General features: G+C 46.7%; 14 protein-coding genes. 12 read left to right on the top strand and 2 right to left on the bottom strand.

The window, feature by feature from the left end; all coding sequences use genetic code 11:
* Positions 1-131: 131 nt before the first annotated feature.
* Both FTT75_RS08240 and paaZ read right to left on the bottom strand, forming a co-directional pair.
* On the bottom strand, positions 132-1,571 hold the full coding sequence (locus FTT75_RS08240; RefSeq protein WP_100355542.1) for an MFS transporter: 1,440 nt from the start codon (positions 1,569-1,571) through the stop codon (positions 132-134).
* A gap of 194 nt (positions 1,572-1,765) precedes the next feature.
* A complete protein-coding gene (gene paaZ, locus FTT75_RS08235; protein ID WP_180186228.1) occupies positions 1,766-3,877 on the bottom strand; it encodes a phenylacetic acid degradation bifunctional protein PaaZ in 2,112 nt (703 codons plus the stop codon).
* A gap of 262 nt (positions 3,878-4,139) precedes the next feature.
* On the opposite strand from paaZ, the gene paaA reads away from it, so the two are divergent.
* The 12 genes from paaA (at position 4,140) to FTT75_RS08175 (ending at position 15,210) form a co-directional block, all read left to right on the top strand.
* A complete protein-coding gene (gene paaA, locus FTT75_RS08230; protein WP_074384100.1) occupies positions 4,140-5,084 on the top strand; it encodes a 1,2-phenylacetyl-CoA epoxidase subunit PaaA in 945 nt (314 codons plus the stop codon).
* A gap of 31 nt (positions 5,085-5,115) precedes the next feature.
* Entirely contained in the window at positions 5,116-5,406 is a 291-nt protein-coding gene (gene paaB / locus FTT75_RS08225) for a 1,2-phenylacetyl-CoA epoxidase subunit PaaB (protein ID WP_004279183.1), read from the top strand.
* A 17-nt stretch (positions 5,407-5,423) separates the two neighbouring features.
* Positions 5,424-6,179, top strand: a complete 756-nt coding sequence (gene paaC / locus FTT75_RS08220; protein ID WP_180001078.1) for a 1,2-phenylacetyl-CoA epoxidase subunit PaaC — start codon at positions 5,424-5,426, stop codon at positions 6,177-6,179.
* A 28-nt stretch (positions 6,180-6,207) separates the two neighbouring features.
* On the top strand, positions 6,208-6,708 hold the full coding sequence (paaD, locus tag FTT75_RS08215) for a 1,2-phenylacetyl-CoA epoxidase subunit PaaD (protein ID WP_005247163.1): 501 nt from the start codon (positions 6,208-6,210) through the stop codon (positions 6,706-6,708).
* A gap of 75 nt (positions 6,709-6,783) precedes the next feature.
* Positions 6,784-7,842, top strand: a complete 1,059-nt coding sequence (gene paaE, locus FTT75_RS08210) for a 1,2-phenylacetyl-CoA epoxidase subunit PaaE (RefSeq protein ID WP_180001077.1) — start codon at positions 6,784-6,786, stop codon at positions 7,840-7,842.
* 40 nt (positions 7,843-7,882) lie between these two features.
* Positions 7,883-8,653, top strand: coding sequence for an enoyl-CoA hydratase-related protein (locus tag FTT75_RS08205; protein WP_180001076.1), 771 nt, complete (start codon positions 7,883-7,885; stop codon positions 8,651-8,653).
* Complete coding sequence (gene paaG, locus FTT75_RS08200; RefSeq protein ID WP_180186227.1) at positions 8,653-9,444, top strand: 2-(1,2-epoxy-1,2-dihydrophenyl)acetyl-CoA isomerase PaaG; 792 nt, start codon at positions 8,653-8,655, stop codon at positions 9,442-9,444. The genes FTT75_RS08205 and paaG overlap by 1 nt, the downstream gene beginning before the upstream one ends.
* 3 nt (positions 9,445-9,447) lie before the next feature.
* Positions 9,448-11,001 (top strand): 3-hydroxyacyl-CoA dehydrogenase, encoded by a 1,554-nt coding sequence (locus FTT75_RS08195; RefSeq protein ID WP_180186226.1) that lies wholly within the window; start codon positions 9,448-9,450, stop codon positions 10,999-11,001.
* Between the two features lie 11 nt (positions 11,002-11,012).
* The gene (gene pcaF / locus FTT75_RS08190; RefSeq protein ID WP_180186225.1) at positions 11,013-12,224 is read left to right on the top strand and encodes a 3-oxoadipyl-CoA thiolase; all 1,212 of its coding nucleotides are present in this window, start codon (positions 11,013-11,015) and stop codon (positions 12,222-12,224) included.
* 60 nt (positions 12,225-12,284) lie between these two features.
* A complete protein-coding gene (gene paaK / locus FTT75_RS08185) occupies positions 12,285-13,577 on the top strand; it encodes a phenylacetate--CoA ligase PaaK (protein ID WP_100357361.1) in 1,293 nt (430 codons plus the stop codon).
* A gap of 63 nt (positions 13,578-13,640) precedes the next feature.
* A complete protein-coding gene (gene paaX, locus FTT75_RS08180; RefSeq protein WP_005095916.1) occupies positions 13,641-14,579 on the top strand; it encodes a phenylacetic acid degradation operon negative regulatory protein PaaX in 939 nt (312 codons plus the stop codon).
* A 31-nt stretch (positions 14,580-14,610) separates the two neighbouring features.
* On the top strand, positions 14,611-15,210 hold the full coding sequence (locus tag FTT75_RS08175; RefSeq protein WP_180076402.1) for a DapH/DapD/GlmU-related protein: 600 nt from the start codon (positions 14,611-14,613) through the stop codon (positions 15,208-15,210).
* Positions 15,211-15,216 lie beyond the last annotated feature (6 nt).

Below are 15,216 nucleotides of genomic sequence, written 5' to 3'. Positions count from 1 at the left end.
AGGTTGGAGGGAGAATTGAAATTTGAGAACTTGAAAATTGAGCTTGTGGAATGGATATAAAAAAGGCCTTTAATGTGGATTAAAGGCCTTTCACAGTGAAGCTTAAGATGGCTGATTCATATCCAGCTATTTTAGTCAGCCAGTTTTTCGACTTTCATACTCTCACGATAATACTGACAGCCCTTATACAACAAGAAGAAGCCAATCACTCCGGCAATGGCATTGACGATCGAAATAGAATTACCAACCATCATCGTGTTCTGAAAATATTTATCCGTGATCAACGCCACAGCGGTGGTTCCGATGCCTAAGGCAATCAGGTTTGATACCAGCAGGAACTTGGCAGAGACCTGTGCCCGTAACTGGTTTGGTGTCAGCATTTGCGTAGCAGCAGCGGATGCAGGAATCGGGAAAGTAGAGAAGAACATCGCCACAAAAATCAGCGCAAATGAAAGCTGCATATTATCGACCTGAGTAAACAGCACACTCGGAATAATCAGCGCCGCACAGCCAATGGCACCGGTACGAATTGCAGCATCACTATAGCCACGTTTCGAGAAGAAGTCGATCAGCCAGCCACAGAACAGGGCACCAGAGGTATTTGCCACTAAAATAATCGTCCCAAGGATATAACCGGTTTGACTCGCATCCAGACCGAAATTACGCATGTAATAGGCAGGTGCCCAGCCCAGCAGCGAATACAGCATCATGGTGTAAAAAGAAAAGCCGATAAAATGACAGAAAAAGGTCTTTTTATGTGTCTTGATAAAACCGATCGAATTTTTGAAAGAGGCTTTAATGACCTGACCATCCTGACCGACTTTCATGCCCTTACGTGCAGGCTCACGCACCGTCAAAACCATCAGCAGGGCCAGCAATACGCCTGGTAGACCCACAATCATAAAGGTAAGTTGCCAGGTTTTTACTTCACCAATGAGCGGTAAAGCCACGAAGCTGACATCTTTTAGCAGGCCAATCACATAGCCGCCAATCAGGAAAGCTAAACCCGAACCAATAAAGGCACCAATCGCATATACCCCGAGTGCACGGCCTAATTTATCTTTGGGAAATAAATCGGCAACGATTGAATAAAAGGCAGGGGAAAGCGCAGCTTCACCGGCACCGACACTCAAACGTGCAATAAACATTTGAATAAAGTTTTTACTGAGACCACAGGCCGCTGTAGCGAGGCTCCAGAATGCAATCCCGGTCGCAATAATTTTAATCCGGGACTTTCGATCCGCCAGCGCGGCAATGGGCAGACCCATAATCGCATAAAACAGAGAGAAGGCCAGGCCTTGTAACAGGCTGAACTGGGTATCGCTTAGCATTAAATCGGCTTTAATCGGTTCAATCATGAGCGATAAAATTTGACGGTCTACAAATGACAGAATGTAAGCCACCATACAAATGACGACCACATACCATTGGTAGGTGCTGCTTTCCGGTGGTGGTTCAATCTGTTCAGACAGCGGCACGGCCGTTTCTGTCGGTGTAGGCTCAAAACTTTGATTGGGCGGTTGAATCGTCCTTTCAACCATGTCTATGTCTAGCGATTTATCATTCATCATGCAACATCCTGTGCTGATCGTTTGAGATATTTATTTGATACTTTTAATTTATATATTATTTTTATTTTGTATCGTGTTTGATCAATCTAAAGTTTAATTGGATTGACGTCAATCTGTTTTTTAAGAATAGATACAAATAATATTTGAATCAAAAAAAAAGGAATCATAATGATTCCTTTTTTGAGTTTAAATGTTTAGCCGCGCTCAACCAGGGTCAAAATATCATAGGTTGCGACCAGTTCATTGCGCTGATTTTTGACTTTAATATCCCAGACCACCACACCATGTGGTTTCTGTGCCGGATCGCGCAGTGCTTTTGGAGTTTTCTGCTTACAGGTCAGTTCTACCTGAATGGTATCGCCAATTTTCACCGGCTCTACAAAGCGCAAGTTGTCCATGCCATAGTTGGCAATGACCGGGCCTGGAGCAGCCTCGACGAATAAACCGGCCGCGGCAGATACCACAAAGTAACCATGGGCCACGCGCTCACCAAACAGTGATTCTGCCGCAGCAATTTTGTCCATATGCGCATAAAAGTGATCACCGCTCAGGCAGCCGAAATTCACCAGATCGGCTTCGGTCACGCTACGTCGTGCAGTCAGTAAACGCTCACCGATACGCAATTCATCAAATGATTTTTTGAATGGATGCACACGGTCTTCAAAGACCTGAGCACCAGCCGTCCAGCTATGACCGACTTGGGTCATGGCATTCGGGGAACCTTGAATTGCAGTCCGTTGCATATAATGTTTCACTGCACGTAAGCCACCGAGCTCCTCACCGCCACCGGCACGTCCCGGTCCGCCATGCACCAGCAAAGGTAGTGGCGAGCCATGTCCGGTACTTTCTTTGGCACTTTCAGCATCCAGAATATGGACACGGCCATGCCATGGCGCAATTTTGCTCAGCAGTTGTTCAATATTTTCATCGGTATTGCGTACGATGGATGCTACCAGACTACCTTCGCCACGTGCGACCAGGTCAGCCAGCTGAGCCAGGTCAGTATATGGCATTAAAGTGACTACAGGTCCAAAGGCTTCAATTTTATGAATATTTTCTGCCTGAGCCGGTGCTTTGCAGACCAAGACTGTTGGTGGATAACATGCAGACTTCTCAGTATTTTGTACTTGAATCTTAAAGTCCTGACGCAAGTGACTACCGAATATAATCTCTGCATCTTGACTCAGCTGTTCAACTTTTGCCGCGACATCATGTTTCTGTTTGACGCTGGCCAAAGCACCCATTGTCACGCCTTCCTGAGCCGGATCACCGACAACCACTTTTTTCAGTTTTTCAATCAGACGACTTTGCACGGTATCCAGCAGCTCGGCTGGAACAAAAGCGCGACGAATGGCAGTACATTTTTGTCCGGCTTTGCTGGTCATTTCACGGAAAACTTCACGAACAAATAAATCAATCGTTTCATCATTGGCTTGCGCCGTCAAAATCGCACTATTGACCGAATCTGCTTCCATGGTGAATGGAATCGAGTAAGCATTTAAGTGGGGGTGCGAACGCAGTTTTTGCCCGGTTGATGCAGAACCGGTAAAGGTCACGGTGTCTTGGGGATTCAAATGATCAAATAAATCATAGATCTGACCACAAATCAGCTGTAGTGATCCTTCTGGCAAGAAACCGCTGTCATGAATGGCTTTGACCACTGCATGGGTCAGCTCGGCACCTTCTGTTGCCGGTTTGACAATACAGGGTACGCCTGCCAGTAAGCTAGGAGCGATTTTTTCCAGCATGCCCCAGATCGGGAAGTTAAAGGCATTGATATGTACAGCGACTCCGGCTTTCGGGGTCAGAATATGTTTGGCGCCGAAACTGCCTTGCTTGGACAGTGTAATCCAGGCATCTTCGACCCAAGCGGTTTCATCACTCAGTTCGCGGCGCACCAAACTCGAATAGGCATATAAGGTGCCAATTCCGCCTTCAATATCAATCCAGGCATCTTTACGGGTACAACCAGTCGCCTTGGCAAGCTGGTAAAACTCTTCTTTGCGTTCCATCAAATGCTGTGCCACTTGCTTCAGTGCATTGGCACGTTGATGAAAGGTCCATGTGGCAATAGTTGCACCTTTCTGTTTGGCATATTTCACCACGGCTTGGGTATCGATGCCCTGACTGCCGACCTGATAAACCGCTTCACCGCTAATGGCATGATAAACCGTACGTAAATCGGCTTGCGCTGCGTATTCCTGGCCGTACACCAGTGAAGATAAGCTTTTGATGGCAATAGGATTATGGGTTGATTCAGTATCTTGATAATCCGTTGTGCTTGAGCTGCTGTCTAACTCTAACATTGTAAAAACTCCATTTATGATACGTTTTGAGATGTATTTTAATTTTGATGTTTCATAATTTGTGTTGAAAAATTGAAAATGTCAATCATAAATCTGTATTTAAAAATGCGTAACAATAAAATAAAAAATATTAAATTATATAAAACAAATATTTATTAAAAATAAGGGGTGAAAATTAAATGATACCAATAAATAGATATTGATTTTAATTGCGTATCGTTTTAATTTGAGTGTATCAACACTTGGGATAAGTGAGGGAACAATGAATAATCAACAACAAATCTTCGATCAAAAGATTGAAAAGGATATTTCCATCGAGCCGAAGGACTGGATGCCGGATGCTTATCGTAAAACCTTGATTCGTCAGATCGGTCAGCACGCACACTCTGAAGTGGTGGGCATGTTGCCAGAAGGCAACTGGATTACCCGTGCACCGACCTTGAAGCGTAAAGCTGTGCTGATGGCAAAAGTTCAGGACGAAGCCGGTCATGCTTTGTATCTGTACAGTGCTGCAGAAACCTTGGGTGCGGATCGTGACGACATGATGGATAAGCTGATTGCCGGTCGCATGAAATATTCTTCAATTTTCAACTATCCAACCCTGAGCTGGGCCGATGTTGCCGCGATTGGCTGGCTGGTAGATGGTGCAGCAATTGTCAATCAGGTTGCGCTGTGCCGTACATCTTATGGTCCTTATGCCCGCGCTATGGTGCGTGTGTGTAAAGAAGAAAGTTTCCATCAGCGTCAGGGCTTTGAAGCCATGATGGAATTGGCCAATGGTACGCCGGAACAAAAGCAGATGGCACAGGATGCAGTGAATCGTTTCTGGTGGCCGGCACTGATGATGTTTGGTCCAAGTGATGATAATTCACCGAACAGTGCACAAAGTATGCAATGGAAAATTAAATTATTCAGTAACGATGAGCTACGTCAGAAATTTGTCGATAACACCGTGTCGCAAGTTTTGCAGCTGGGTTTAACCGTTCCAGATCCAGACCTTAAATTCAATGAAGCCACCGGACATTACGAATTTGGTGAAATTAATTGGGATGAGTTTTTTGCGATTCTTGCAGGCAAGGGACCGTGTAACCATGAGCGTATTGAAGCACGCCGCAAAGCTTGGGAAGGCGGCAAGTGGGTACGTGAGTCTGCAGCAGTCTATGCTCAAAAACAGCAGCAACAGTCACAAGCACAAAAAGTTGCTTAAAACAGTTTGATCAATATAGGGAATTTTGCTCATGAATAACAAAAATAACTGGTCACTTTATGAAGTGTTTGTGCGTAGTAAACAGGGTCTGAGTCACCGTCATGTCGGCAGCCTGCGTGCACCAGATGAGGAAGTCGCACTACAAAATGCCCGCGATGTATATACCCGCCGCAATGAAGGTATCAGTATTTGGGTGGTGAAATCTGAATTGATTACCTCTTCACAGCCAGATGAAAAAGCAGAATTTTTTGAACCCGCTCTGGACAAGGTTTATCGCCATCCAACCTTTTATAACATTCCAGCTGGCATCGAGCACATGTAAAGGGAAAGGTGAAGATTATGACAAATCAAGTATTGGCAGAATTTCTTTTACATGTGGGTGACAGTCAACTGATCCTGTCACATCGTTTGGCAGAGTGGTGTGGTCATGCACCTGAACTGGAGCTGGATATTGCCTTGGCCAATATCGGACTGGATTTATTGGGTCAGGCACGTACTGCACTCAGTCTGGCGGGGGAAGTGGAAGGACAGGGTCGTGATGAAGACAAGCTGGCTTATTTCCGCACCGAGCGTGAATACCGTAATTTGCTGCTGTGCGAACAGCCGAATGGTGATTTTGCCCAGACTTTGGTGCGCCAGTGGTTGATGGATCACTACCATGCTTTATTGTTTAGCGCCTTAAGTCAAAGTCAGCATACTGAACTAGCTGCTTTTGCAGTGAAATCACTCAAAGAAGTGAAATATCACCAGCGTTTTTCCACTACCTGGATGGAACGCTTAAGTTTAGGTACCGCAGAAGCGCATGACAAAACCCAGCAAGGTTTAAACCAGTTATGGCGTTTTACCGAAGAGCTTTTTGTCCTGACGGCTGATGAAAGACAGCTGGTTGAGAGCGGTGTCATTCCAGAGATTGAACATTTAAAAGCCCAGTGGCTGGAGACCATTACATCCGAGTTAGCGCGATTTGAATTAAGCCTGCCAGAGCTAGGCGCTTATCGCAGTGGGGCTAAACAGGGTTTACATACAGAACATCTCGGTTTTGTTTTGGCTGAACTGCAATACATGCAGCGCTCTTATCCAAACATGAACTGGTAATTCGGCACAATCACAGGGAGTGAGTCGCATGAATCTGATTCGACACGTAGAAGATCAATGTTGGGACGTTTTACAGCAGGTTTCTGATCCAGAGATTCCAGTATTGTCAGTGATTGATCTGGGCATGATTCGTGGCGTCGAGCTGAATCAGCAGGATGAAATTGTGGTGCGACTCACGCCGACCTATAGCGGCTGTCCGGCCACGGATTTATTAAAAGCAGAAATTACCCAGGCTTTCGAGGCGAACGGTTTGACGCCGGTCAAAGTCATTGTGGATCTGTCTCAAGCCTGGACTACGGACTGGATGAGTGAATCGGGCAAACACAAATTACAGCAATATGGTATTGCCCCGCCGCAAGGCCAGTCACATAGCTGTGGTACGCATGTGGCATTGACCGATGGCATCACCTGTCCACAGTGCTTAAGTAACAACAGCAAATTATTAAGTGAATTCGGTTCGACAGCCTGTAAAGCTTTATATCAATGTCGGGACTGCTTAGAAACTTTTGACTATTTCAAATGTATTTGATTGTAACGATTGCGCGGTGGGCAGGGTAAACCAATAACAAGCCTGAACACCGCCACCTAAAAGAAGGATTTTGCCATGAGCCAATTTATACCATTAACCATTAAATCGATTCAGCCACAAACCGAGCAAGCGATCTGCATTGCCTTTGATCTCGCGCCTGAGCAGTTGGATACTTTTCAATATCAGCCGGGTCAGCACCTCACCATTCGTCATTTAACCGATGACGGCGAGCTGCGCCGCTGCTACTCGATCTGCAGTGATACTCAGGAAGACATGAGCATTGCGATTAAAAAAATTGATCAGGGTCAGTTTTCAACCTGGGCCAATGCGCATCTCAAAGCGGGCGATGTACTAGAAGTCATGCCACCGCAAGGGGTGTTCTTTCAGAAAGCCGCCAAGGCTGGTGGCCAGAATTATCTAGGATTTGCAGCAGGCAGTGGCATTACGCCAATTTTATCGATTGTAAAGTCGGTGTTGAACCGTCAAGCGGAAGCAACATTCACTCTGGTATATGGCAACCGCTCCTGGAAACAGACCATGTTCTCTGAACAGATCATGGACTTGAAAGACCGTTTTAAGGAACGTCTGCAACTGGTAAATATTTTTTCACGTGAACTGAATGACAGTGACATCTTTAATGGTCGGATTGATGCAGACAAATTGCAGCAGTTATTTCAGGCCAATCTGATTTCTGCCGAAGCAGATCACTGTTTCGCTTGCGGTCCTGAAGAAATGATGACAGCAGTCGAAACGGTATTACCGACTTGGGGCATTCAACGCAGCAAGATTCATACGGAACGCTTCAATACGGGTACTGCACCGAAAGCAACCGCCCAGCAGATGGAAAGCCGCAGCGAAGAACGCGTCAATATTATCCTGGATGGTCGCGAGCTGATTGTTGAAGTCTCCAAACAGGATGACAGTATTTTAGATGCTGCGCTACGTGCCGGAGCAGACCTGCCATATGCCTGTAAGGGCGGCGTCTGTGCAACCTGTAAATGTAAGGTATTAGAAGGTCAGGTTGAAATGGCAGTCAACTACAGTCTGGAAGAAGATGAAATAAAAAAGGGCTATGTGCTCAGTTGTCAGGCACGTCCAACCACGGCCAATGTACGACTCAGTTTTGATGAATAACAGCTGAATTTACAGCATCGAGCATAGCAGGAGTTCAAGGATGACCTACATTAAAACCAGCTTACCCAAGCCAGGTGTGGTACTGATCGAGTTAAACCGTCCGGAAAAGCGCAATGCCTTAAACAATGCCACCTTGCAAGAGATTGCAGCCTGTTTGCAGAACCTGGAAACAGATGCTGCTGTGAAAGCGGTGGTCATCACCGGAAATACGCAATGCTTTGCTGCCGGTGCTGATTTAAATGAATTGGCGCAGTTAGATGTGGTCAGCATCCAGCAGGATCAGCGGCCACTGCTGTGGAAAAAAATTGATGAATTTTCCAAACCTTTAATCATGGCCGTGAATGGTTATGCTCTTGGTGCAGGTTTCGAGTTGGCCTTGCATGGTGACATGGTGCTGACCGGAGAAAATGCCCAATTTGCCTTGCCTGAAATTGGTTTAGGCATGTTGCCGGGCGCCGGTGGCACACAGCGTCTGGCACGTTTAGTCGGTCAGCAATTGACGATGCGCTGGGCCATGACCGGTGAAATGATTTCAGCACAAGCCGCATTGCAACATGGCATGAGCAGCCAGATTTGTCCGACAGGATTGACCGTGCAATACGCACTGGAACTGGCAGAAAAAATTGCCAAGCAGGCACCGCTGGCCATTCGCGCCATCAAGCAATCTTTAAAGTCGATTCATGAAGTGACATTAAGTCAGGGACTGAAATTGGAACGTCAGCATTTTGTCTGGCTGGCGGCGACCCAAGATCGCCAAGAAGGCATCAATGCATTTTTACAAAAAAGAAAACCAGAATTTAGAGGTGTGTAATGGAATATCAAACAATTATTGTCGAAGAAAAAAATGCAGTGGGCTACCTGACCTTTAACCGTCCGAAACAGCTCAACAGCTTTAATGAAACCATGCATCAGGAAGTCTCCAGGGTTATCAAGGCCTGGGCCAAAGACAGCCAGATTCGTGCCGTGGTGATTTCAGCTGAAGGCCGTGGTTTCTGTGCCGGCCAGGATTTGAATGATCGTGTGGTCGATCCGAATGCTGATGCACCGGACTTAGGCCTGTCAATTGAAAAATACTATAACCCTTTAATCAAACTGATTACTGAAATGCCAAAACCGGTGATTTGTGCGGTGAATGGTGTGGCGGCAGGGGCCGGTGCCAATATTGCACTGGCCTGTGACATTGTAATTGCTGCAAAATCGGCTTCCTTTATTCAGGCCTTTTGTCGTCTAGGTTTAGTACCAGATTCAGGCGGTACCTGGTTCCTGCCGCGTCTGGTCGGGCGTGCCCAAGCGATGGGCTTAGCGATGCTCGGCGATAAAATTCCGGCTGAGCGCGCAGTACAACTGGGCATGATCTGGCAAGTGGTTGAAGATGAACAACTGCAAGCAGAAGCGAAAAAACTGGCAGAGCATCTGGCACAGCAGCCGACCTATGGTCTGTCCCTGATCAAAAAAGCCATCCATGCCGCAGCCGACAATAATCTGGATGAGCAGCTCATTCTGGAACGTGACCTGCAACGTCTGGCTGGACGTTCAAGTGACTATAAAGAAGGTGTACAAGCCTTTATGCAGAAGCGTACCCCTGAATATAAAGGATGCTAAATCATGCAACAGATCAATTTGGAACACGTCAAAGTTGCTGTGGTCGGTGCGGGAACCATGGGGATTGGCATTGCGCAACTGGCCGCCATGCACGGGCATCCGACCTATGTGTTTGATCTCGATCGCAGCAAAGTTCAGGGTGCCTTGACTGCTTTAGAGGCGCAGCTCAGCAAGCGGGTACAAAATGGCAAAATGACCCAGCAATTGCTGGAAAGTACCTTCGCCAATCTGATCGTGGCAGAGGACATTCAGCAGCTTGCCGATGCGGGCTTAATTATTGAAGCCATTGTCGAAAAGAAAGAAGTGAAGCAAAACCTGTTTCAACAGCTGGCTGCCATTTGTCCGGAACAGACGATTTTTGCGTCCAATACTTCCTCGATTTCCATTACCGCAATTGCCTCGGCGATTCCGCATCCGGAACGGGTGATTGGGCTGCATTTCTTTAATCCGGCGCCGGTGATGAAACTGGTCGAGATTATCCGCGGGCTGAAAACTTCAGCAGTCCTTGCCGATGCAGTATTTGATCTGATGAAGGACTGGAACAAGGTTCCGGTACGGGCCAAATCGACGCCCGGTTTTATCGTCAATCGTGTCGCACGACCGTATTATGCCGAAGCCTTTCGTGCCTTGCAGGAAAATGCCACTACACCGGAACAGCTCGATTACATCATGCGCGAATGTGGCCGTTTTGCCATGGGTCCATGTGAACTCACCGACCTGATTGGTCAGGATGTGAATTTCTCGGTCACGCAAAGTGTCTATCAGGAATTTTTCTATGAGCCACGCTACCGCCCATCCTTGATTCAAAAAGAGCTGGTCGATGCCGGCTGTTATGGCCGCAAGTCCGGTCAGGGTTTTTATGATTACACGCAGTCCAAGCCTGTGCCTGTATATGAATTGCCAGTGTGTTATGCCAAGTCGCTGAATAAGCTCAAAGTCACGGTAAAAGGTGAATGGCGACATTCCTTAGCCTTGATTGAACGTTTAAAACAGGCCTCTCATGTGGATCTCATTTTTCAGGCGGCAGAACAGAATGAAATCCTGATTGGTGATCTTTCCCTGCGATTATCGCTCGGTGAGTCGGTTGAACTTACCTATCCGCATGAGCCTGTGGTGTTGATGGACTGGCATGCAGATTGGACAAATGCCCAGGCAATTCCAGTCGTTGCATCACCAGCATGTAGTACTGAACAGCGCCAGGCAGTGGAGCTATTCCTCATAGGTATGGATATGATACCTATTTGGTCTAAGGATCATCCCGGTCTTTATGTTATACGTAGTATTGCCATGTTGGTGAATGAAGCCTGTGAAGCAGTATTGCATGATATTGCATCAGAACAAGATATTGATTCTGCTATGAAATATGGCGTTAATTATCCTTGTGGTCCATTCGAATGGGCAGATAAAATTGGATATTACACAATTTTACAAATTTTAGAAAATATGTATCGTATTTATGGTGAAGACCGCTATAGAACTAGTATATATTTAGCAAAGAAAGCGGTGCAGGGACATGCACAGAAAACTCAGCAGCAACCATTACGTGTTGCTGGCTAAAAGGAAGAATCATGGAACAGGTTTATATTTTTGATGGAATTCGCACCCCGATCGGACGCTATGCCGGTGGACTGAGCAGCATTCGTGCTGATGATCTGGCAGCGCTACCGATTCAATATTTGAAAGATCAGCACCCTGCCTTGCCATGGACAGAACTGGATGAAGTGATCTTGGGGTGTGCCAATCAGGCCGGTGAGGATAACCGCAACGTGGCGCGTATGGCTGCTTTACTCGCAGGGCTGCCTGAATCTGTTCCAGCACTTACCGTAAACCGTTTATGTGCCTCAGGTCTGGATGCGATTGGACTTGCAGCACGTGCCATCAAATCGGGTGAAGCCCAATTTGTTTTGGCTGGCGGTGTAGAATCCATGAGCCGTGCGCCTTATGTACAATCCAAACCTACGACTGCCTTTAGCCGTACCCCTGAAATTTATGACACCACCATTGGCTGGCGTTTTATCAACCCAAAATTTAAAGCGCAGTTTGGCGTCGACAGCATGCCGGAAACGGCCGAAAACGTCGCTGAAAAATATCAGATCAGCCGTGCAGACCAGGATCTGTTTGCCTATCACAGCCAGCAGAAAACTGCAGTAGCGCAGCAGAAGGGTATTTTTGCCGAAGAAATTCTGCCGGTAGAGGTCAAAGGTCCGAAGAAAACCACCCTCACCATTTCCCAAGATGAGCACCCGCGTGCCGAGACGACATTGGATAATCTGGCAGCCTTAAAAACCCCATTTCGTAAAGAAGGCGGTTCAGTCACTGCCGGCAATGCTTCGGGTGTTAATGACGGTGCAGCTTGCGTCTTGCTGGGCAATCAGCAGTTTGCCGAGCAGTATGGTTTGAGCCCGAAAGCCAAAGTGATCGGGATGGCCAGCGCCGGTGTGGAAGCTAAATATATGGGTATTGGCCCGGTGCCAGCCGTGCAGAAAGTCTTGAAGCAGACTGGCCTAAGTCTGGAACAGATGGATGTGATTGAACTGAATGAAGCTTTTGCCGCGCAGTCACTGGCTGTGATTCGTGAACTCGGCTTGCAAGACGATGATTCCAGAATCAACCCGAATGGTGGTGCTATTGCCTTAGGCCATCCTTTAGGTATGAGTGGCACCCGTCTGGTGATCACGGCCATGAAAGAACTGAAACGTCGTAATGGAAAATATGCACTCTGCACTATGTGTGTCGGTGTTGGTCAAGGTGTTGCACTGGTTTTAGAAAATATGGATTAAACACATCATTCAATCAATGAATTAAACCGTGGTCAGGAAGACTGCGTCAGGAGTAAGAATATGAATAACAATGCAATGGAAAAAATTGAAAAAGTATCGGTTGATGAGTTACGCAGTGTCCAGCTACAGCGGATGAAAAAGACCCTGCAGCATGCCTATCAGAATAGCCCTGTTTATAAAAAGAAATTTGATGATGCGGGTGTGCATCCGGATGATTTTAATTTTCTGGAAGACCTGGCCAAATTCCCGTTTACCACCAAACAGGATTTACGCGATAACTATCCGTTTGGCATGTTCGCTGTACCACAGGAACAGATTGTACGTGTGCACGCCTCTTCTGGCACCACCGGTCAGCCGACCGTGGTCGGTTATACCCAGAATGATATTAATGTCTGGTCAGACGTGGTGGCACGTTCATTACGCGCAGCCGGCTTGAGCAGTAAAGATATCATTCAGGTGTCTTATGGTTATGGCCTGTTTACGGGTGGTCTAGGTGCGCATTATGGCGTTGAACGCTTGGGTGCAACTGTGATCCCAATGTCTGGCGGACAAACCGATAAACAGGCGCAACTGATTCATGATTTTAAGCCGACGGCATTAATGGTTACGCCATCTTATTGTCTGAATATTATTGAAGCGCTGGAAAAGAAATTTGGTACAGCCAAAAACTGCTCGATTAAAACCGGCGTCTTTGGTGCAGAGCCATGGACCAATGAAATGCGCAAGGAAATTGAAGAGCGTCTCGGCATTGATGCCTTGGATATTTATGGCCTGTCAGAAGTGATGGGCCCGGGCGTCGCCATGGAGTGTCTGGAATCCAAAGATGGCCCAACCATTTGGGAAGATCATTTTTATCCTGAAATCATTCATCCTGAAACCGGTGAAGTCCTGCCGGATGGTGAATTGGGCGAGCTGGTCTTCACCACCATTACCAAAGAAGGTATGCCGGTGATCCGTTACCGTACCCGTGATCTGACCCGTTTATTGCCTGGCACGGCACGTACCATGCGCCGTATGGACAAGATTGTTGGCCGCAGTGATGACATGATGATTATCCGTGGAGTGAATGTGTTTCCGTCGCAGATTGAAGAGCAGATTTTACAGATCCAGCAACTGATTCCGAACTACCAAATCCAGATTTGCAAACAGGGACATCTGGATACATTGCATATCCGTACCGAAATGCGTAAAGATAGCAGTGACATTATGGCGCACCAGCTGGCAACTCAGCTTAAGGGCCAGATTAAAACCATGGTCGGAATCACGGTAAGTGTCGAAGTGTTGCCTGAAGGGAGTCTGCCACGCTCTGAAGGTAAGGCACAGCGCGTTTTTGATATCCGCAAGTCTGCATGAAGTACTATTGGATGATAGCCAAATGGTCTATCATCCAGTTTCTATAAGGTAAAGTTAAACGCAATGAATCCGAAATTAAAACAAATAATTGATGACTTTATTCAAACTGAAGCACTCAGCGGAACCTCATTAATCATGACCATCTTCGGTGACTGTATTTTTCACCGGGGTGGCATTATCAGTCTGGCCAGTCTGATTCAGCTTATGGATGTCTTCGGATTTAATGAACGATCGGTACGGACTGCCGTATTCCGTCTGGTCCAAAATGGCTGGCTGATGTCTGAAAAAATTGGTCGCACCAGTTATTATCGCGTGACCGAAAGTAGCCGCCAGCGCTTCATTATGGCGGATCAAAAAATTTATAGTTTTCAGCATACCGAATGGGATCAAAAATGGGATCTGGTGCTGCTCAGTTCGGTGGAACTGGAAAATAAATTGGTTCTGAAAAAAGAACTGGAATGGCTGGGTTTTGCCAATATCGCCACCAATGTCATGGCCTATCCGGGCTGTGATCACCAGAAACTGCAAAACCTGCTGCTGAACCTGAAAATGACCGATCAGGTGGTGGTGTTTAAGGCTGAAACCTTGCAGCTCTGGCAGGAATCCTATCCAACTGTAAAACGCATGGTGGCCACCAACTGGCCGGTGCAGGAACTGCATCAGCGTTATGAAAAATTCATTGCAGATTTCCGGGAATTCTTTCATCTGGTGGAACAGGAAGATGAACAGGATCCGCTACAGGCATTTCAGCTGCGTATTTTGCTGATTCATCAATTCCGCCGGATTTTATTAAAGGATCCGAATCTGCCGTTTGAATTATTGCCATCCAACTGGCTTTCCCTGAATGCCCGTAATCTGAGCAGTAATTTATATCAAACCGTGGTTGCGGCAGGTGATGAGTTCTTTATGGAGATCGCCCGAACTTCGGAAGGTTCGATGCCGCCGGTACATCCACAATTTTATAAACGCTTTGGCGGTTTGCGATTGGAAGCCGTCAGCTAATCTAATTCTGCATTTTTAAAGGAATAAAATAATGCCGTGTTATGCTATCGATGGTGTGATTCCTGTGGTCAGCCCTCGTGCTTATGTGCATCCGCAAGCCGTTCTGATCGGGGATGTGGTGATTGAAGAAGGTGTATATATCGGGCCTTTTGCTACTTTAAGAGCCGACTTTGGCGGGATTCATATCCAGAAAAATGCCAATGTTCAGGATTCCTGTACCATTCATGGCTTTCCCGGTAGCGTCACGCTAGTCGAAGAATATGGCCATATCGGACATGGCGCGATTTTACATGGTTGTATCATTCGCAAAAATGTACTGGTCGGCATGAACAGCGTGATTCTGGATGAAGCCGAAATTGGTGAAAATACCATTATCGGTGCTAATAGCACGGTTAAAGCCAAAGCTCAAATTCCGGAAAATTCACTGGTGCTCGGTAGTCCGGCGCGGGTCATTCGTCCTCTGGATGCCAAAGAAATTTCCTGGAAAAGCAAAGGGACGCAGGAATATATTCAGCTGACAGAGCGCTGCTTGTCCTCGATGCAGGAAGTTGAACCGTTGTCTGAAGATTCAGCAGATCGCCTGAACTATCAGGCCTTTGATGCGGAATATCAAATTAAAAAGAATCATTAATTTAGC

It is taken from the genome of Acinetobacter sp. YH01008, assembly GCF_013420435.1.
Lineage (GTDB): Bacteria > Pseudomonadota > Gammaproteobacteria > Pseudomonadales > Moraxellaceae > Acinetobacter > Acinetobacter pseudolwoffii.
Note: the sequence above shows the minus strand (reverse complement) of the source record. Positions and strands in the feature narration are given on the sequence as shown.